17 protein-coding genes are annotated in these 20319 nt (G+C 52.3%); 7 read left to right on the forward strand and 10 right to left on the reverse strand.

The window, feature by feature from the left end; all coding sequences use genetic code 11:
* Positions 1 to 329: 329 nt before the first annotated feature.
* A complete protein-coding gene (gene glgX / locus RID21_RS11015) occupies positions 330 to 2381 on the forward strand; it encodes a glycogen debranching protein GlgX (RefSeq protein WP_232106599.1) in 2052 nt (683 codons plus the stop codon).
* Positions 2382 to 2401: 20 nt separating this feature from the next.
* Here the strand turns inward: glgX and RID21_RS11020 are convergent, their stop codons facing one another.
* Positions 2402 to 3175, reverse strand: coding sequence for an undecaprenyl-diphosphate phosphatase (locus RID21_RS11020; RefSeq protein ID WP_350188877.1), 774 nt, complete (start codon positions 3173 to 3175; stop codon positions 2402 to 2404).
* 336 nt (positions 3176 to 3511) lie between these two features.
* Here RID21_RS11020 and RID21_RS11025 point away from each other — a divergent pair, with 336 nt between their 5' ends.
* Positions 3512 to 3913, forward strand: a complete 402-nt coding sequence (locus RID21_RS11025; RefSeq protein ID WP_145186590.1) for a thioredoxin family protein — start codon at positions 3512 to 3514, stop codon at positions 3911 to 3913.
* 2 nt (positions 3914 to 3915) lie between these two features.
* Here the strand turns inward: RID21_RS11025 and RID21_RS11030 are convergent, their stop codons facing one another.
* Together RID21_RS11030 and RID21_RS11035 are read right to left on the reverse strand one after the other, a co-directional pair.
* Positions 3916 to 5760 (reverse strand): GTPase, encoded by a 1845-nt coding sequence (locus RID21_RS11030; protein WP_350188879.1) that lies wholly within the window; start codon positions 5758 to 5760, stop codon positions 3916 to 3918.
* 44 nt (positions 5761 to 5804) lie between these two features.
* Complete coding sequence (locus tag RID21_RS11035; RefSeq protein WP_350188882.1) at positions 5805 to 7709, reverse strand: GTPase; 1905 nt, start codon at positions 7707 to 7709, stop codon at positions 5805 to 5807.
* Positions 7710 to 8085: 376 nt separating this feature from the next.
* Between RID21_RS11035 and rpsB the strand changes: the two genes are divergently transcribed.
* The 3 genes from rpsB (at position 8086) to pyrH (ending at position 10701) form a co-directional block, all read left to right on the forward strand.
* Positions 8086 to 8838, forward strand: coding sequence for a 30S ribosomal protein S2 (rpsB, locus tag RID21_RS11040; protein ID WP_145041690.1), 753 nt, complete (start codon positions 8086 to 8088; stop codon positions 8836 to 8838).
* A gap of 148 nt (positions 8839 to 8986) precedes the next feature.
* A complete protein-coding gene (tsf, locus tag RID21_RS11045) occupies positions 8987 to 9823 on the forward strand; it encodes a translation elongation factor Ts (protein WP_350188884.1) in 837 nt (278 codons plus the stop codon).
* A gap of 113 nt (positions 9824 to 9936) precedes the next feature.
* On the forward strand, positions 9937 to 10701 hold the full coding sequence (gene pyrH / locus RID21_RS11050; protein WP_145041688.1) for a UMP kinase: 765 nt from the start codon (positions 9937 to 9939) through the stop codon (positions 10699 to 10701).
* 30 nt (positions 10702 to 10731) lie between these two features.
* On the opposite strand, the gene RID21_RS11055 is transcribed toward pyrH, so the two are convergent.
* From RID21_RS11055 to ilvD, 7 genes are all read right to left on the reverse strand, one after another.
* Complete coding sequence (locus RID21_RS11055) at positions 10732 to 11511, reverse strand: class I SAM-dependent methyltransferase (RefSeq protein ID WP_350188886.1); 780 nt, start codon at positions 11509 to 11511, stop codon at positions 10732 to 10734.
* Between the two features lie 135 nt (positions 11512 to 11646).
* Positions 11647 to 12123, reverse strand: a complete 477-nt coding sequence (locus tag RID21_RS11060; protein WP_350188888.1) for a hypothetical protein — start codon at positions 12121 to 12123, stop codon at positions 11647 to 11649.
* Positions 12124 to 12418: 295 nt separating this feature from the next.
* On the reverse strand, positions 12419 to 13291 hold the full coding sequence (locus tag RID21_RS11065; protein ID WP_145193818.1) for a hypothetical protein: 873 nt from the start codon (positions 13289 to 13291) through the stop codon (positions 12419 to 12421).
* Between the two features lie 84 nt (positions 13292 to 13375).
* The gene (gene ruvX / locus RID21_RS11070) at positions 13376 to 13864 is read right to left on the reverse strand and encodes a Holliday junction resolvase RuvX (protein ID WP_350188890.1); all 489 of its coding nucleotides are present in this window, start codon (positions 13862 to 13864) and stop codon (positions 13376 to 13378) included.
* Positions 13848 to 14927, reverse strand: coding sequence for a mannose-1-phosphate guanylyltransferase (locus tag RID21_RS11075; protein WP_350188892.1), 1080 nt, complete (start codon positions 14925 to 14927; stop codon positions 13848 to 13850). The genes ruvX and RID21_RS11075 overlap by 17 nt, the downstream gene beginning before the upstream one ends.
* 51 nt (positions 14928 to 14978) lie before the next feature.
* The gene (locus tag RID21_RS11080) at positions 14979 to 16397 is read right to left on the reverse strand and encodes a UTP--glucose-1-phosphate uridylyltransferase (protein WP_350188894.1); all 1419 of its coding nucleotides are present in this window, start codon (positions 16395 to 16397) and stop codon (positions 14979 to 14981) included.
* A gap of 45 nt (positions 16398 to 16442) precedes the next feature.
* On the reverse strand, positions 16443 to 18134 hold the full coding sequence (ilvD, locus tag RID21_RS11085) for a dihydroxy-acid dehydratase (RefSeq protein ID WP_350188896.1): 1692 nt from the start codon (positions 18132 to 18134) through the stop codon (positions 16443 to 16445).
* Positions 18135 to 18745: 611 nt separating this feature from the next.
* Here ilvD and RID21_RS11090 point away from each other — a divergent pair.
* Positions 18746 to 19033 carry a type B 50S ribosomal protein L31 gene (locus RID21_RS11090; protein ID WP_350188898.1) on the forward strand — a complete coding sequence of 96 codons (288 nt, stop codon included), beginning with the start codon at positions 18746 to 18748 and terminating at the stop codon, positions 19031 to 19033.
* Between the two features lie 169 nt (positions 19034 to 19202).
* Positions 19203 to 20285 (forward strand): peptide chain release factor 1, encoded by a 1083-nt coding sequence (prfA, locus tag RID21_RS11095; protein WP_145041680.1) that lies wholly within the window; start codon positions 19203 to 19205, stop codon positions 20283 to 20285.
* Positions 20286 to 20319: the final 34 nt, after the last annotated feature.

The raw sequence follows: 20319 nt of genomic DNA on the forward strand, positions 1-20319 counted from the left end.
TTTCGAAGTTAATCTGCAGATGTGATGGATTCCACGGTTCACCGCAGGAATTGCAAAAAGGGATGATCATTCTCCGGAATGACGTCGAAAGTATATTAAGTGAAGATATTCTGGTTAGGTATTTCAGCAGGGACTCGTATTCACAATCTGGTTTCTGCTGTTAAGATAGAGATAAATAACTGTGTTGGACTGAGAGCAACAATTGCTGTTCTGGCGCTTGGGAAAGCAATTCAAAGTTTTCAGACATCGGAATCAACACAGTGCAAGTGAGGATCAGGTAATAAATGGGTCGCGAATTGGTACACTCACTCAGTTCCCCAATACATTCGATGCATACATTTTCCTACGGAGCAATTCCGCAGGATAACGGGGTTCTGTTTTCTGTCTATAGCCGTTCAGCCACTGCCATGTGGCTGCTGTTGTACAATCATGTCGATGACACGGAGCCCTCCGAAGTCATCCGCTTCAATCAGGAATATGGGCGACTGGGAGATATCTGGACTGCGTTCATTTCCGGAATCGGTCCGGGTCAGCTGTATCACTTCCAGGCCGACGGTCCTTATCAGCCGGAAATCGGACAGCGCTTTGATAAGCGGGCTCGTCTGATTGATCCTTACGCTAAGGCGCTGGCCGGTAATTTCCAGCCTTCACCCGACGGTATTGTGCGACCTCCGAAATGTGTGGTCGTCGATGATCAGTTCGACTGGCAGGGAGACCGTCATGTACGGCACCATCTGGCGGACACGGTCGTGTATGAAATGCACGTTCGCGGCTTCACCAATTCAGACAGCAGTGAAGTCGACCATCCCGGGACATACCTGGGTGTGATTGAGAAAATTCCTTACCTGATTGATCTTGGCGTGACGGCCGTCGAACTGATGCCGATCCACGAATTCCCGATGAATGAAGCTGACGGCACTTTCACCGATCATCAGAACTACTGGGGCTACGAGACACTGGCCTTCTTTGCACCGCACCGAGGGTACGCCACCAGTCGAGAACCGGGCGCGCAGGTGCGTGAGTTCAAGGAGATGGTGCGGGCACTGCACGAGGCGGGGATCGAGGTCATTCTGGACGTGGTATTTAATCATACTGCGGAAGGAAATGAGAACGGCCCGACTCTGTCTTTCCGCGGACTGGAAAACCAGGTGTATTACCATCTGGAGCAGGGCGGAAAGTACTACTCTAACTACTCCGGTTGTGGAAACGCGATCAACGGGAATCACCCGGTTGTCCGCGAGATGATCTTCCACTGCCTGCGTCACTGGACCTGTAATTATCACATTGATGGCTTCCGATTCGACCTCGCTTCCATTCTAAGCCGTGACCGCAGCGGGCATCTGGTTCCGAATCCCCCGTTGGTTGAGGCGATTGCCGAAGATCCGCTACTGGCAGATACCAAGCTGATCGCAGAAGCCTGGGACGCCGCTGGCGCCTACCAGGTCGGATCGTTCTCGCATATCCGCTGGGCGGAGTGGAATGGCCGTTATCGTGATGACATCCGACGCTTCTGGCGGGGCGATGTGCCTTCACTGGGCGACTATGCGACCCGTATCTCCGGATCGAGCGATCTGTATCAGAAAACAGGACGCGAGCCGTTCCATGGCGTGAACTTCATCACAGCGCACGACGGTTTCACACTGAATGACCTGGTGAGCTACGAGCATAAGCACAACTATGCGAACCGCGAAGATAATCGTGATGGTGAAAACAACAACATCAGCATGAATTTCGGCGTGGAAGGTCCCACGGATGATCCTGCGATCAATGCGATGCGGGAACGTCAGATCAAAAACTTCCTCGCGACTCTCTTTCTGAGTCAGGGCGTGCCCATGCTGCTTTCCGGCGATGAATGTCGTCGAACACAGCGGGGGAATAACAACACTTACTGCCAGGATAACGAAATTTCCTGGTTCGACTGGTCACTGGTCGACAAGCATCGTGGCCTGTATCGTTTCTGTAAGGAGTTGATCCACTTCCGTCTGAATGAGCCTACGCTCCGCCAGCGGAACTTCCTGACCGGTCAATCCGATGGTGTAGAGAAGCTGCCGGATGTCAGCTGGTACAACGTCATGGGAGAGCCGGTCAATTGGGAACACGACAGGAATTGCCTGATGTGTATTCTGGGGGCTAAGCACTCCTCACGACGCATCAAGGATGGCTCGGATCTGATGATCATGGTCAATACATCGCCCGATCCTCAGGCATTTGAGCTGCCGGATGGTATCAAGCCAAAGGCCTGGAGTCTGGTCATCGACACTTCGGCCCGGTCTCCACTGGATATCTTCCCGAAGCGGGACGGAACAACGCTCTTCCCGCGAGTGGCCGTACTGCCGCCTCGCTCGCTGAAGTGCTATACGCGTAAAGTGGGACGCAGGTAAGAATCTCAAGCTCCGCCTGACTACTGTTGCATGAGCTGGATAATCACAATGATGATTCCCAGCGGGATGCACCAGTAGGCGAAGTAGTGCAGCTTGCCTTTCTCCAGCCAGCGTACGAGCAGCCAGAGAGCGACGATTCCGACCACTGCTGAAATGACGGCCCCTGCAGCCAGCAGGCTCAGGGGAGTGGTCAGGTCCTTTTTGGAGATAATCTCTGCAGTTTCCAGGATAGTTGCTCCCGAAATGGCCGGGATCGCCAGCAGGAAAGAAAAGGTTGCCGCCGACTGTCGCGACAGTCCCATCAGCAGCCCAGCCACAATGGTGCTGCCGCTGCGTGAGATCCCGGGAAGTATCGCAAACGCCTGTGCGAAACCGATCAGCAGCGCCTGTTTGTAGGTGATCTCGGTGTAGCTCTTATCGGTCTGTGGGATGCGGGGAATCATCAATAGAAACAGGCCAGTGATGGGCAGCATGCAGCCCGCGAGCAGTGAGCTTTCCAGATAATGCTCGGCGAATTTTTTCGCGGCCAGGCCAATTACCACGACCGGCAGCGTGCCAACGATCAGCAGTGGGATGACGCGCATGTCCTGGCTGAGCAGTCGAAAGATCGTCCGTCGGTAGAAAATCAGAATCGACAGTAGCGTGCCTGCGTGCAGGACGATATTTACGTCGGTCTGGTCTGACTGGATTTCCAGAAAGCTTTCAACGATGACCAGGTGTCCAGATGAGCTGACGGGCAGGAATTCGGTGATTCCCTGAATGATCGACAGCAGGAACATTTTCAACCAGGTCATGAGGGTGTCTTTTCCATCGAGTAAGAGGTTGGGGTAGTGCAGGCAGCGTATTGGAACCGATTTACGTTGTTTTATCCAAGACCAATCTACGACGAGAAATCGTCCGTAGTGGCGAGGGGGTAAGTCTTTTATCTGGTGAATCTTAGGGGGTTATAGTGGAAGGCAGTGTAAGTAGGAATCTCTAGAAAGAGTCAAAAAAACTCTATAACCGGGAATCGGAATCTTGTCAATTTGAGTCGACTTTAACGGTTGAACCGGTTAGTTCGACCCGCTATTGTGGTCGACTATTGTAAATGACGTTTCGAAATGACTCTTTTCAAATTGTAACGGATCACAATGAATACGCTTATTCCAGCAACAATGGTGCTGTCGCTTTCTCTGGCACCAATGCAGGCCGTGGAAGTGCCTGCCATTCCTGAAAACGTAGTCAAGTTATTTCAAGTGGAAGAAGATGTTTCCAATCATCAGATTCTTCTGTTTACTGCCAGCTGGTGTCCAGCCTGTGTGCAGATGAAGAATAACGAATTTCCCGCACTGCGAGACAAGAACTGGGAAATCGGCGAAAGTCAATCCAGCCACATTCGCGTGATTGACGTGGATCAACATCCGGGACTCACGGATAAGTATAACGTGCAGTCACTACCCACACTCATTCTGGTTGTCGATGGCAAAGAAGTCAGCCGCTCCGGTTCACTGAATGCCTACAGCATCGCTGAGATGTTCTACAATCGCAAATAAGCTCACTGTGAGCTGAGGTGTGACGCTCCTGAGCCGGCTTTTCCGGTCGGCTCATTTACTTTCCAGGAACCCAGGATTCGGGAAGAAGCGATTTCCGTCCGCAGGTGATGGACCTCGCCCCCCATGCGTACCAGGGAGTGCTGCAGGCTGTGAACCTGGCGGCATTCCTGCTCGAGATGTGGAAACAGACCGTGCGATAGTTTCGCCTGGGCGAGCTGATCCGAAAGCTGGTTGATTTCCTGTTCCAGCCCGCGTTTGAGTTTGCGCGTGAACATCATCACCAGGAATCCGGTCCAGATCAGGAAAATGACGCCCGCGGTCACGTAGAAATCAATGGGCAGAATCCGGGACTCATTGAAAAAGGAATCCATGAAGAAGTTCCTGCCGATGCGGACCAGGGCATAAATCACGAAGGTCAGAAACAGGCTTTCGTAAACCAGTCGCGTGAACCATCCCGAATTCTTGCGCGCCAGTTTACCGATGATACCATCGATCTTCGTGCCGGCATCACTGAGAAATTCTTCTTCGACATGGGCGGCTTCGGTCTGCAGTCGTTCCAGCGAGTCGGTCAACTGCGGCTGGTTCTCGAGGCCGGCTGCCTGGGTGTAGCCGTCAATCAGCAATTGTGATTCACGTAAAGTATTGTCATCCAGACCAAAGGAGCCGATGCGTTTCAGTCGATCTTCGGCGGCCTGTTCTTTGTGACGATCCCCGAGCCAGCGTGCTCCCTGCAGAGCGCCAATCAGCGCGACCTGAGCTGAGTTACGGGCGCGGAACAGGCTGGCGGATGCGATCAGATTTCCCAAGCCGTTATAAAGCCGGAGCATCATTGCAAAGGGACTCGCCCCCCAGGAATCAGAAATGCTGGAGAGCAGTCTGCGTTCCCAGAGATTGCGGCTGATCAGGAGCTCCGAGCGAAGTTCCTGCGACATCTGGGTTGTGAGCGTCACGTGCTGCTGTTTTAAAAACGATTCCAGTTCGCGGATTTCGGGGAGGCTCTGCTCAAACTTCTGCGCACAGTGATCGATGGCATGTTGAATCAGTTCCAGCAGATTGGCGCGACGAACCTGCAGGCGTTCGGACTTGCCGAGTTGTGTACTGAGAATATTCTGCAGGCTGGCAAATTCCGGATCGATGGGCCGGTCTGCGAGCTGGTCTTCCAGGGCTCGAACCGAATCGACAAAGTAGATTTCAGGAACTTCAAACTGTTGCGAGAGCTGCTCGCGCCAGTCGTCACGGATATCCTCGTCCAGGCCAGCGTGGGTCTGGACGAAAATCAGGCGACGTCCGACAGCTGCCTCGCGCAACTCGTCCGAAACGCGTGCAGAACGATATTTCTGCTGCGTCGATGCATACAGCAGGATATCGCAGAGCGGAATGATATGCTGTAGCCGTGTGAGATTGTTTTCTCCTTCGCTTTCTTCTGAAGTGTCTGGGTCCGGGCAATCAATCAAAATGATGTTTCGCAATTGATCCAGGGGTTTCTGTTCCACCTGAAACTGGCTCAGATCGAGCCCCAGCCGGTCCAGGTCGGTGTCGGGGTGTGCAATCAGCACCGGTTGAGTGGTGGTGGGACGCTGTCGGCCAGAGGTTGTGCAGTAAGAGCCGACCAGTGCGTTGACCAGACTGCTTTTCCCGGTTCCGGTCCCGCCAAATGTGGCAATTACCAGCGGGGATTCCAGTCGGACCCGCAGCATGTCCAGACGGGGCAGTAGCTGCTGGATAACGGCCTGACACTGCTGTGCCGTCCTCCAGCCGGTGGACTTCTGGCTCCAGTTCGTGAGTTGCTGGATCAATCCATCCACGGCTGCCAGCATTTCTATCTGTGCAATTTCCGACGTAGGCATAAGTCACGAAGTCCTGTGTCAAATTCACTTTCACGAGGTCAGGGTCAGAGAGAGACCTGCAGTTGTTTCAGTTCCGTTTCCAGTTGAGCTGTCAGTTTCTGGACCGCCTGGTAAGTTTCACTCTCAGGTAGAGAGACTGCCGATTTTAACTCTTCGGGTAATGTCTTCAGCAAGTGTTCGCGAATCGCGGTCGCCAGCCATTCCGTCCGTTTCTGAGCAAAGACCGCATGGAATCTGCGAAACTTGGCTTCCAGATAGCCCATGCCTGTCGCTGCGGTACTGCTGACTGCGGTCTCCCCGAACGTGGTTGTTGCTGCACCGCCGGCAACATCGCCGGTGACGTTGACCACGGATTGAATCATGGTATCGGTCACAAGTTGTGTGCCCACATCACCCACTGCTCCGAAACCGACAAAGAACAGGCCGACACTCAGAGCGGGACGACCGACGGCCGCCACGCGATCCAGTTGCTTGAGGAATGTGTAATACTGGGGGCTCTCATCTTTGAAGAACGTCATTTCCCGGTCGACGAGTTCCTCAAGCTGACCATTGAAATCAAAGGCCGCGTGTTCCTGGTGCAGAATTTTGAGTAGCTCTTCACGGGAGGTTCCTCGGAGCAGTGACTTCAGGCGACTGGTGAGCAGTTCATTTCCCAGCTCACTGACCAGGGTCAGTCGGTCGTAAATGCCCTCCACTGTCTGCAGGACCACCGACCACTCCTGCTCACGGTACAGTTCCATGGGAGGACGTTTCTCTTCGGTAGTTAACGAATGCAGATAGCGGACAGGCCAGAGAACCCCTTTGCCAATCGCGTTGTAGAAGCCGTGTACATGAGCGGACCAGCCTTCCCGCTGTTCCTGCCACCACTTGCGAATGGAATGCACGATGACGGTGTTGGGAACCAGCGGCCAGTTGTCAATCTCGGCCAGTTCATGTTCTGAGAGCAACTGGGAAGCCGCCAGAAATTCCTGGCTCCGCGTTTTGATTTCCCGCAGATATGCAGGCACGCCGGTCTCCTGGTTGCTCAGGTAATACAGAGCCCCTTTGAGAGTGCGGACTTTGATTTCATCGAAATGCAGTTCTGAGAGGACCTGCATCAGGTTCAGGGCGGAGTCGGTATCAGGCGTTTCCGCTGTTAATGAGTCGCCACTGTTTTCTGGTGTCGGCTCGAACACGCGGCGATAAAAGGGGAGCTGCAGATTGTTGGCAGCCTGTCGGTCATTAGGGGCGATGAAAACAAGCTCAGGATTCACGCCTGTTTCCTGGCAGAAGGTGTTCAACCAGAGCGGCCAGTATTCTTCGTCTTCGGGAAGCTGGCATTGGTTGAATACCGTAATGATGACTTTCTCTTCCCGCGCGGCTTCGCGGAAGAACTGTTTTACTGCAGCGTCATTATATTTCTGTTGCGTGAGGACAGCGACCAGAACGTCGGCTGACTGGCGGATCCGTTCGGCCCGTTCCCAGTTGACTTCGGCGTCGCTGTCGATGTCTGGTGTGTCCAGCACCAGCAGATTGGGGGCCAGGCTCCCGCATTCCTGCCAGAATAGCAGGTGCTGTTCATCAGTTCTCAGCGGGTCTTCTGCTGACGACCAGGGGACCAGTTCAAACCCCTGAAAGACTTTTGACAGATTATGCCGGTCTTCAAACCCAGTGGGGACCAGGCAGACCGGGTGTTTCGTCTGAGAGGCCAGGGGGCTGATGGCACTGGACTGCTGGTTCACCAGATGGTTGAAGATCACACTTTTGCCGATATTAGTGCCGCCAACGACAGCCGCTACCAGGTAAATCTGGTCAGACAGCTGGGGGATCAGTTTCCGCTCCAGAATTTCAAACCATTCACGGCCTTCCAGGCCGGGGAGTTCCAACTGAGCGGACTGCTGTTCCAGAGCGCGCAGCGAGTCCCTGAGCTCCTGGGTTGTGGTGGAAAATGTATGCAGGGTAGATGACATGGTTGCTTTTCAATCGAGTCGCTGTGGAATGCCTTAATCCTGTGTAGAGATGCATTCGCAACAGTTGACAGATTCTTAACTTAAACCGGTTTTTCTGGAGTATATCGACTCGAGGCATTCAGGATGAGCCCAACTTCTTAGAACGTCAGCTTCAAATTCGATTCAATTCACTGAATTAACGGTCGCATGGTTTGACGGGCGCGAATAACTCAGATAGGATCCACTCACTCGCACTCAGCGGTGTTGTCAGCTCAGAGTGCGCTTAATGATCTGGAATGCCATGACAGACGCCTTCATTGGATAAGTCTAATGATTGTATTCACTTAAGAACGTGACCCCTGGCAGGTCATGTGCCCTTTACATTAGGAGTTCAAAGATGTCTGAATTAGTCGTTAAAGATATTCTCGAAGCGGGTGTTCACTACGGTCACAAGACCAGCCGGTGGAACCCTAAAATGCGTCCTTACATTTATGGACGTCGTAACCAGATTCATATCATCGACCTGAAAGAGACTGTCCGCGGCATTCTGCGTGGTAAAAAGTATCTGGAACGGGTCGCTTCACAGGGCAGCCTGATTCTGTTCGTCGGAACCAAGAAGCAGGCACAGGGCCCGATTCGCGATGCAGCCAACGCTTGTGGCATGCCTTACGTGACCGAACGCTGGCTGGGTGGTGCTCTGACCAACTTCCGCACCGTTCGTAATCGTCTGAAGCGTCTGGAAGAACTGGAATCACTGGAAGAAACCGGTGAAATCAATTCCTACTCCAAGAAGATGCAGTCGACCCTGATGCGGGAAAAACGCAAGGTTTACCGTAACCTGAATGGTATCCGCACCATGAACCGCCTGCCCGAAGCACTGGTGGTTGTCGACCCAACCAAGGAAAAGAATGCGGTACACGAAGCCCACATCCTGGGAATCAAAGTTGTTGGCCTGATTGATACCGATTCCGATCCGGATGAAGTCGATCTGCCGATTCCAGGTAACGACGACAGCATTCGTTCCATCCGTCTGGTCATGAATCAGCTGGCTGCAGCCGTGGTTTCTGGCAAAGGCAATCTGCCGGATACCGGTAAAAAAGATGAAGATGAAGGCGGCGAAGAAGAACTGAAGCCGGTACCTTCTCTGTAATTTCGTGTCATTAAGAGACAGTAAGCGTGACTGCTGCTGTTCCGGTTGGTTGACCGGTCGGCAGCAGCACAGTGAATATCAACAATTACATCGGATTAGTATTAAGAGCAATTTCCCAGTGAATTGCTTTCGAAGGAGATGACTGACAATGGCTGAAATTACAGCTGCAGCCGTGAAAGCCTTACGCGAAATGACCGACCTGCCAATGATGGCATGCAAAAAAGCACTGCAGGAAGCTGGTGGCGATCAGGATAAAGCCATCGAAATTCTGCGTGAAGAAGCCGGTAAAATTCAGCTGAAGCGAAGTGATAATGCCACCAGCGAAGGCCGGATTACAGTCCTCTCCAGCGATGATGGTTCTAACACTGTCATGCTGGAAATCGTCTGTGAATCAGCGCCGGTTGCCGGTGGAGAAGACCTGACCAACTTCGCCAACGCCTGTGCCGCACAGCTGCTGGCTAACCCGGAAGTCAACACCGTTGAAGACCTGCTGAAACTCGACTCCGAAAAGGCAGCTGGAAAAACTCTCAACGATGACTTCATGGACATGCTGAATAAGATCCGCGAAAAGATCGTCGTTTCTAAAATCGCACGGGCCAAAGCTCCCAGTGGCAGCTATGTGCACCATGACGGCAAGACCGGCGTACTGTTCCAGGCTGCTGGTGAGTCTGCAGACGCAGAGCTGCTGCGTGGCGTTGCAATGCACATCGCGGCTTTGAAGCCGACTGTTGTTAAAGAAGATGAACTGGATTCTGCTGTCGTTGCAGAAGAGCGGAACCGCCTGGTTGAAGAAGCAAAAGCAACTGGCAAGCCGGATAACATCATCGAGAAAATCGTTGATGGCCGGATGAAGACTTTCTTTGTTGAACAGGGCGTACTGGTTTATCAGCCGTTTGCCGTTGATGATTCCAAGACCGTCAGCCAGGCTCTGGCAGAAAAAGGACTGGAAGCTGTTTCATTCACCCGTTGGGCGATTGGCGGCTAAGAATATAAATTGAAAGACGCATGCGTGCCCCGGGCGCGCGTGCGTCTTTTTCTACACTGACTGCACTCAATACCTACTTTTCAGCAACCCCTCTGACATCGAGGAATCCAAGGATGAATGATTCTCCTGCTCCCCTGTTGAAACCTGCCTACCAGCGTGTTCTGCTTAAATTGAGCGGTGAAGTTTTCTGCCGCGATGGGGAAGGGGGCATCAGCATGTCGGAGCTGGAGTCCATTTCCGCACAGATCAAGCGGCTTGTTGACTCCGGAGTGCAACTGGCGATTGTCTGTGGTGGGGGAAATATCCTGCGGGGTAAGCAGTTCTCCTCTTCCAGCGGTTCGATTAACCCGGCCACCGCTCATTACATGGGGATGCTGGCAACCGTTATCAATGGTCTGGCTTTGCAGGATGCTTTGGAGATGGCTGGAGTGGCAACTCGTTTGCAGACCGCTATCCGCATGGAAGGGGTCGCGGAACCGTTCATCCGAAGACGTTGCATCCGTCATCTGGAAAAAGGGCGCGTCGTGATTCTGGCTGCAGGAACAGGAAGTCCCTTTGTGACCACCGACACGGCTGCTGCTCTGCGATCGCGTGAAATCGACGCTGATATCCTGCTCAAAGCCACCAAGGTTGATGGCATCTATTCAGACGATCCTGAAAAGAACCCACATGCCGTTCGCTTCTCGGAAATCAGTTACCAGGACGTGCTGCACAAAAACCTGCAGGTCATGGATGCTCAGGCTCTGCATCACTGCATGGAGCACGGCATTCCGATTCTGGTATTTAACTTCCGTAAGACCGGGAACATCGAGAAGGCTGTCGCGGGTGAGAATATCGGTACCCGCGTCATTCCGAACGCAGAAGCCAGCGAAGGTTAATCGCTGGTTGTGCTGAGCTGTTATTGTCGACTATTTCTTTCGCAGAATAAAAACGACATCTTCGGTGCGAGCATCGATTTCGATGGTGAAATCCATCTCATACATAAAGTCGTAGAGTTCGACCACTTCCAGCTCCGGAACTTTGGACAGCAGCTTTTTGAACTGCGGTGCGGTATAGGTGCGGTAGTCCATCGTATCAAACAACTGAAACTGGCGCGACGGCGTGTAAACGTCGAACGTCATTTCGAGGTGTTCGTTCCGCTTTTTCAGATCCGTCCAGATCGACTGCATGTGTGAGTTGATCTGCAGATTGCCTCTCCGCGCTGACCAGCTCTCGCTCTGCATGGGTTCCCCTTTGGTGGGGGTCAGATGCAGTCCCAGAATATACAGGCCTCCGGGTTTCAGGGCCTCGGCCACGCATTTCAGATGATTTTCAGCTGCGGCTTCACTGGGCAGATGACGGAAGCTGTTAATCGTGTTGAAAGCAGCATCCACGGGGCGTTTGAGTTTGAAGTCAGACATGTCACCCAGTTCTGCAGAACGGGGAAAGCCGCCGCGTTCCAGGCGATCATTGCAGTATTTGATCGCATGCTGGTTGAGATCATTGCCGGCGACTTTATAACCAGCCTGGGCCAGTTTAATCAACAGTCGCCCGGTCCCGCAGGCAGGCTCGAACAGGCTTTTGACTTTTCGTGTGGCATGTTTTTTAAAACAGTTCTGCAGAAAGTCAAATTCCGCTTTCCAGTCATCACCAAAGATCAGATCGTAGTATTTCGGATAGTCATAGAGATGGCCTTCGATGCGTTCCATGATTCTTTCTTGCTGTTCTGTGTCGTAGCCGGTGTGTGAGCAATCGCAGTGTCTGCATAATTTGATCAATAAAAAAAGCCTTGAGCAGTCGTTATAGTCTGCTCAAGGCTGATGTTCAACCAGTGCCGGTTTAAATCAGATTTTTAATTTTTTAATCTGAGGGGCACGGGGTCTCTGTCTCTCTTCGACCACATCGCCGGGGCCATGCACGAAGTCGATCGATGGGTTTTCACCCAGACCAACATAGAGAGACAGAGTGTAGGTTTTGAAGAACCCGTTCCAGGTATATTGCTTCATTTCCTTGCACATGTGAGTGTAGCGGTCAGCAGGCAGAGTGCTGATGCTGGGAGAACCTGAGATGAACGGAGTGATGTCAGACATTCTCAGGTCTTTGTTGAGATCGAGCTTAGCAGCCTGGGCTTTCTGCAAAGCTATCTCGGTCTCATGTGCGTAAGTCTGGGCATAAAAATCAAACATCGCCAGACAGAATAAAATCACACCAGCAGACCAGATAATGGTTTTAAAAATCGACTGAAATTGTGTCTGGTGGTGAGCAGTTGTGGATGGATACAGTGGGCGCGCTTCAGGCGCATCAATAGTGATCGTAGACATTTTCGTGAGCCTTTCTAACTGTCCTACATAAGGTGGGTGTAGGTTAAAGGTGGGAAATCAAAGGCATTTCTCAAGTGGTTTTAGGCGGGAACGTGTAACAAAGCTGGGCGGATGGTACCTCCTGAATGTTAATGAGACAAAATCGATGCGTTAAATTCTCAAGAAACTTTCCAGTTTACCGATCAGTTGCGCCTGATCATGCGATAAGTACAGCTTCGATATGATTATATTAGGTAATCAGGCTGGTCTTTGACAAGTGATAATCAGAAAACCGGGCAAATATCTGGTCTGATGTTTACAGGTTTTTGTTCAGGTCGAGATCATCAAATTTCTTGTCTTTGACCATGAACTGTTTCAAATCGAATTTCCCTTTGAGCTCTGCGTCGATCAGTTGCAGTCGCATTTCAATTTTGTGCAGCCTCGCTTCTAAAGCGGGATGAAATACAGGTTTATCCGGTTTGGCCAAGCTGCGGGGAACCTTGGGGTAACCCAGCTGGCGCTGCAAAGCCGCAAACATATACAGGGGATCCCGGTTGTGGTTAGCCTTGGCAATCCGTCCGTCCTGTACGCTGAACAGAATTGGGTACGAAGGCTCAAAGTCCGCGTTACCCGGGATGCGTTTCTGTTCATCGACAAAATGCTGAGATCTTAAATAGAGTAGATCTGCAAAATCGACCGAGCCCAGCTGGATCTTGAGTTTGCGAATCCATTCCGCCCAGTCGGCGTTGTACTGTGTGTCCTGGGAGATTGCTTCCAGTCCGAGGTGATAGCCCAGACGGTTGCGCGAGATGCATTCAAACTGATAGATAAACAGACCGGCACTGCTGGAGTTTTCTGATCGATACTCGGCCTCACGTTCCAGAACCATCAGTGCCGTCTTCTGATCAAACTTGGATTTCTCTTCCTCGGCACTTTTGAGAATGAACGCCTGAAAAGGAGTGAAGTAATGCGAAAGCTTCTGCATTCCGTCGGAGATACGACCGGTGAGCAGCAATTCCCCTTTCAGAAAATCAATCGCCATCGGCAATTTCGTGGTTGCCAGAATTTCTTCGTAGATCGTCGCCAGGATTACTTGTGAAGGGACCGCGTCTTCCAGCCGCTCGCGATAGTTACGGAAGAAGTAGACCTGTTCGATGTATTCTTCACGATCCAGTGGCTGATGTTTCATTAATGACCGTTCTTGTTTCTGATCTGACATGCTTCTGTACCCAAACAGGTTTCGTCCATTATAGGGAAACAGCGTCGCTGGGGGTCAAAAAGATTCCGGTTTTTGATCGCGATTCGGACTGTCCAGGAACGACTGCAAGATGATCTGAGCGGCCAGTTTATCGAGGTAGGCTTTTCGTTTGTTCCGACTGATGCTCATATTCATCAGGAATTCCTCGGCAGTAGCAGATGAATAACGCTCGTCCCAGTAGCGTACCGGAATCCCGGCAAACTGACTGATCCAGTCGCCAAATTGGCGGGCCTCTTTCGCTTTCTGGCCCTCATCTCCACTCATGTGTACGGGAAGCCCGACTACCAGTCCCTTGCACTGGTACTCCGTAATGATTTTCTGCAGGTGCTTCTGGTCCTGCTCGACAGACTGCCGCGTATAATTATCCAGAGGACTCGAAATATTCTGTTCTGCCGTCGAGATGGCAATGCCAACCCGTTTGGTACCGTAATCCAGGCCCAGCAATCGGCCCTCCGTGGGGAACTCAGATTCGACCGTTCCCTCTGTCTCAGAGGTATTGTTCATAACCTCGCTCCTTCACGGCGTTCACCAGATCTTTGATGGCTGCTTCATCATCTCGTGGTGCGATTAGTGTCGCGTCTGGCGTATGCACAATCAGAAAATTGCTCACACCGAAAGTCGTCACCAGATGATCGTCTGTCGTGCGAATGATGCAGTCCGATGTTTCAATCCCGCAGTGCAGACCCACTACCGTATTTCCCTGCTCATCTGAGGGGAAATACTTCTGCAGCGTACTCCAGTTGCCGACATCGTCCCATTCAAATTCAGCCGGCACGACTGCCAGTGCTGTTTTCGAGTGTTCCAGGACGGCATAGTCGATCGATATGGAGTTCATCGCACTAAACTCGGCTGTGAGAACCGAGTCATATTCAGCAGAACCAATGGTGTCGGCAATACGATTCAATGCCGCGTACATTTCCGGTTCCCGCTGTTTCAGGGATTCCAGAATCGTCTGTGCTTTCCAGACGAAGATGCCACAGTTCCAGAGATATTCACCACTGTCGAGATACTGCTGTGCGGTTTCCAGATCTGGTTTTTCTTTGAAAGCGGCGACCTGCATCGCCGGTCCTGCTTCCTCGTTGATCCTCGTACCCGTCTGAATATATCCGTACCCGGTTGCAGCTGCATTCGGGGAGACTCCAATCAGAACCAGGCGCTCAGGCTTCGCATTCACCAGATTGACTGCATGCTGGATTGTCTGTTGAAAGCCGGACGCGGGCTGAATCACATGATCCGAGGAAACCACCAGCATGATCGCTTCGGGATCCTGTTTCAGCAGATGAATGGCAGCCAGCCCGATACAGGGGGCTGTGTTTCGGGGGGCTGGCTCGACCAGAATATGATCCGCCGTCAACTGAGGAAGCTGTTGCTGGATTTCTGGTGCCAGTGTCGCATTGGTGGCGATCCAGGTCTGCTCAGCTTCCGACAGCGGACGACAGCGACCTACGGTCTCCTGAATCATCGTCTCCTCGCCGATCAGTCTGAGCAGTTGCTTGGGCATCGCTTTGCGACTCTGGGGCCAGAAACGCGTACCACTTCCCCCCGCCATGACTACCGTATGCAGCATATTCGTTTCTCCAGATACGAGTCCCTGCCAGCTCAGGCTGGCTCTGGGCTGTTATTCTCCGAGGTAGAGTGGACCATTGATTGTCAGGTCCGCGGAAACTTTCGATTTGAGATCCTCAGCATCAAGGGCGAGCAGCGGGCTGATTTCAACCGGACAGTCCCCGGGAACTTCAACTCCGCAGGCTGTGAGCCATTCCCCGGCGATCCGATTCAGGGCGGCATGGACCGTTGCGGGCGAATCCTGGCCTTCGGCGTTTTTCAGAGGATTGAATTCACGTTCGCGATCGATTTCATAGACCAGAACGGTATCCGCGACCGGAAGCACATCGAAAATGAATCGTTCAAATTTGATGGCATTCGGCTCCTCAGGTGTAATCTGTGAACCGGAAGCATCAATATGCGGAACTTTCTTATTGGCCCGGTGGAACGGGAACTGATCGTCGTTGTCCGCAATTTGTTCCAGAAAATCACGATTGAAGACATGGATCGCGGTGCTCCCGGCCCAGTGAAGTAGTTGTCCCTCTTTATCTGTTCGTTCCGCGATGTGGGCTGGCAGGTCACTGTATTCAATGATCTGAGTCTTCTGGTCCACATCACAGACGACGCCCATCTTTTCATCAGCTGAGCGTTTCGAAACCACCTTCACCGAAACTTCCGCATTCCGCTGGAGATGATAACCCAGAAATGCAGGATCGCAGACGATGGCAGTCGGGTTATCCACCTGATGATAGTACAAGGTATCGATTCCCTGTTCCCGCATCACATCGAACATGCCTGAGTTCTTGAGTGCGGCCAGCATTCCACCATGTCCGTCCGGACTGACTGCAATGTGGTGTTTACTTTCCAGCAGGATTTTTCCGGTCTCGGCATCAACGGCTGGCATCGTGCCCTGCTTGAAGAAATACAGGTTCTCATCTGCAAGACCAAAATTCTGATTCTGCTGAAAGTAGGCAACGGTATCGTCGTGAGTCGCATCGCTGGTCATGATGAAATAGCTGATTGGCTGACCTGCCTGCTTCGCGCGGGCACGTAATTGCTCGACCAGAATCTGAAACAGCGATGTCTGTCGGACGGGACCAACCGGATACATACCTTTGGGATGGGGAAAACCGAGACGAGAGCCCTGTCCACCAGCCACCAGGATGGCCCCCACTCTTCCCTCAGACAGACACTGTTTGCCGACTTCAGTTGCCTCTGCTGATTCCGATGAATTGGTTTCACGGTCTACCAGCCGGACGACCGTGGCAGGGCGAGTCGCCCGTTCGGCTTTCTCTGCAGCAGACTCTTCTGAACTGGCGCTGCCCGGAGAATAGAGCCGCTGGATTTGCGCGAAGTTGATTTCACGGATCTGCGCAACCAGTTCCGACTGTTGTGCGGGTTCAAGTTCGCTCCACCAGGTCAGCAGATGTGTTTGTTGGTATTCTTCCAGTGTCTGGAGCAGGTCTTCAGGGAAAGCTGCGGAATTATTCATATTGTCAGGTTTTCCTCCAGTTTTGATTTCGTCTCAGAGTTCCGTTCATTCGCAGTCAGGGAGCAGCGCCTTGCTCACACAACCGTGGTGTGCCTGAGAAGTAGTGGCAGAGAAATCGGCCAGATATCCTCGGGTATGCTGAACTGGTTTAATTTTTAGTGCAGCCTCTCGTTTTTGGAATTCTTCATCGCTGATTCCCAGTTGAATCGTTCCTGCAAGCAGATCAAATGAGATTTCATCGCCATCCTGTACCAGTCCGATCGGACCGCCAACCGCAGCTTCGGGGGAACAGTGTACGCCGATGGCACCATGCGAAACACCCGAGACACGCGTATCTGAGATGAAGGCAACTTTTCCATCGAGTTCAGGTACGGTCAGGGCGGCAGTCGCTACCAGCACTTCAGGCATCCCTGAGGCCACCGGACCCAGGTTCCGAAGCACGATCACGCTCCCCGGTTTAATCTGGCCGGCTTCAACAGCATCAACAACGCCTTTGGCTTCGTCAAAACAGCAGGCAACGCCGGTAAAATGCGATTCCTGCATGCTCGAGACCTTAAACACGATCCCCCCCGGCGCCAGATTGCCGAAGCAGATCTGCATGTCAGCGTACTCTTTGTAAGGCTGATCGAGGGGGGCAATCAGATCCTGATCTGCGGGGACATCGCCGATCTCTGCCAGGTTTTCGGCGAGTGTTTTACCGGTAACGGTCAGGCAACTACCATCGATGATGCCAGCTTTTAAAAGGTGTTTGAGCAGCAGTGGAGTTCCCCCCAGGTGATGCAGGTCGACCATCGTTTTTTTGCCGCGGGGGGCGAAGCTGCAGTAGACGGGGGTCTTTTTGAGGATCTGCTGAATGTCCTGCAGCTGGAAGTCCACTCCTGCTTCACGGGCCAGCGCCAGCAGGTGAAGAATACCGTTGGTTGATCCACCAATGGCCGCAATGGTGGCAGCTGCGTTCTCAAAAGCTTTACGAGTCAGAATGTCACGCGGCCGAATGTTTTCTGACAGCAGGTGCTTGACAGCAGATGCCACATTCAGACATTCGTCTTTTTTAGTGTTGTCAATGGCGGGAGTCGAACTGCTGAAGGGGAGCATCAGGCCGATGGCTTCCAATGCGATTCCCCAGGTATTGAAAGAGGCAGCGATACCACAGCCTCCCGGTCCGGGGCAAGCTGTCCGCAGGATTTCGTCAGCTTCTGATTTCTCGATGGCCCCGACGGAAGCGGCTGCCTGGGAGTCGTAGACGTCGAGAATGGAAATATCCTGTCCTTTGTGGCAGCCAGGCATAATACTTCCGCCACTGACGATCAGGCCGGGGTAGTTCATCCGGGCCAGAGCCATCGCGAAACCAGGGCCGTTCTTATCGCAGTTATGCAGGCCGATCAGGGCGTCATAGGAGTGGGCACTGACAACGCATTCGGCTGCATTGGCAATCATATTCCGCGAAGGCAGACTCGCATTGCCCCCTTCCTGTCCCTGTGTGATATTGTCACTGACAGCCGGCGTTCCGAAAGGGAGCCCGATCATATCTGCGGACTGACATCCTTCGGCGATTGTTTTTGCCAGTGAATAAGCGTGAACATTACAGAGGTTGCCATCCAGCAGGGGAACACCGATCCCGATCTGTGCCTTGTCAAAATCTGCATCAGAGAAGCCAAGTCCGTAATAGAATGCGGTGACGCCCCGCTGCCAGCCGTGTGTCAGATTCTGACTGTTCCAGTTCAACGCCTGTGTCATCTTTGGTGTTCCTGCAGGAGAAATAAGAAAGAGGAGCTGTCGCTCGAAAACTTCCTTAACTCTAAACGCTCAGCTGCAGCAGGCCAAGTTACTTAACATTTGAATTTCAAAACAGATAGAGAGTTATCTCACTTCAGGAAACCCCCGTGAACAGAATTGAACAGCCAGGATATGCTGAGAGGTGATTGAGCGTGCTGGGTTAACTGCTTATCAGTTGAATCTCGACTCATAGGTTAAAAATCTGAAAAAATGACCGGAATCAGTCGAGAATTACAGGTTGGATATGATATAACATCATGTTACGTAACAGATTATGTGAATTTGGCTGATGGGGCCTTTGCGCTTGCTCATTAGACAGGCGGAACGTAAACTGTGTTGTTTCGTAAAGCGAGAATTCTATAAGCCGTTTTGTTTCCAGATTTTAGGGATCCGAGTCTGCAGACGTGAAGTCTACCGGAACAGACTTGTGAAACAAAACGAGGTCATGTCCGGTCCTGATGAAGGAGTAGACAGGCCGGGACAGTTGTGGATTCAAAGTGCCCCCACGTCGGATTGTCAGCAGTCAGTCCGTAAGATTGAACAGGTTATTAGGTAACAAAGAAACTGAGAAAATGAAAAAAGACATTCACCCCGATTATCATCCGGTTGTATTTAAGGATACTTCAACTGGTGATGCATTTATGATTCAGTCTACCGCGACCTCAAAGACCACCATCGAATGGGAAGATGGCAATACTTACCCGGTCGTTGCAGTTGAAATCAGCTCCAAGTCGCACCCTTTCTACACCGGTAAGATGAAGTTCGTCGACAGTGCCGGTCGGGTCGAAAAGTTCCAGAAAAAATACAACTGGGACAAGCGCAACGCATCCGAAGGGGAAGACAAGAAAGAAGCCGAGTAGCGGCCTGAATCATCGATTTCGAACTGAGGCTCTGCGGATTTTCCGTATGAGCCTCGTTTAATACATGGTCGTCTCAAATACTTCTTTTAGTCTGATTCACTCACGACTGTGGTCACATGGATGACCAGGTCACTTATAATCAGGCGGTCTTAATCGTGGATTCGGGGTCATGAAGTTTCCCACTCTGCAGGCCAAACTGGAACGTTTCGAAGAGCTGGAAAAACAGCTGCAGGATCCAGAGGTACTGACAAACACCACCAAGCTGGTCGAAGTTCAACGTGAGTATGGCGGTCTGGCCAAAGTCGCTCAGGAAGTCCGTGCGTTCAATACCCGTGAAGAGGATATTGAAGTCGCACAGGAAATGCTCGAGGAAGAAACCGACCCGGACGCCAAAGCCTACGCACAGAAAGAACTGGATCAACTGTGCGAAGAGCATGAAAAGCACACCAAAGATCTGGAAGATCTGGTTGTCGCCGGCGATTCGATTACGCGTGGCGGTCTGATTATGGAAATCCGCGCTGGTGCCGGCGGGGATGAAGCGGCACTGTTTGCCAGTGAGCTGTTCCAGATGTACCAGCACTTCGTCGAAGCCCAGAAGGGGTGGAAGACGGAAGTGCTGAACCTGAGTGCGACCGAACTTGGGGGCGTCAAGGAAGTCACATTCTCCATTTCCGGTGAAGGGGCTTACCACCGCCTGCAATTTGAGAGTGGCGGCCATCGGGTGCAGCGCGTTCCGGAAACAGAAACACAGGGGCGTGTCCACACGAGTGCCGCGACTGTCGCGGTGCTGCCCGAAGCCAGTGAAGTGGAAGTGGAAATTAAACCGGACGATATTCGCCTGGATACATTCCACGCCAGTGGCCCGGGGGGACAGAAGGTCAATAAGACTGAAAGTGCCGTCCGCATCACTCACTTGCCGACAGGTACCGTGGTGCAGTGTCAGGATGAAAAAAGTCAGCACAAGAACAAAGCCAAAGCGATGCGCGTGCTCCGCAGCCGGGTGCTCGAACAGATGCAGCAGCAGGCCGCTGCAGAGCGTGCTGATCAGCGACGGACGTTGATTGGTTCAGGTGACCGCAGCCAGCGTATCCGGACTTACAACTTTCCGCAGGGACGAGTGACGGATCACCGGATCAACCTTTCTCTGTACAAGCTGGATCAGATCATGCAGGGTGATCTGGATGAGCTGATCAATGCACTGTTACAGTTTGACCGCGAAGAGCGTCTGCTGGGTGACAGCGCCAAAAAATAATTAAAGCGTGGCTGCTTCAGTTTCTGACTGACAG

This window comes from Gimesia sp. (assembly GCF_040219335.1).
In the GTDB taxonomy this organism is placed as follows: Bacteria; Planctomycetota; Planctomycetia; order Planctomycetales; family Planctomycetaceae; genus Gimesia.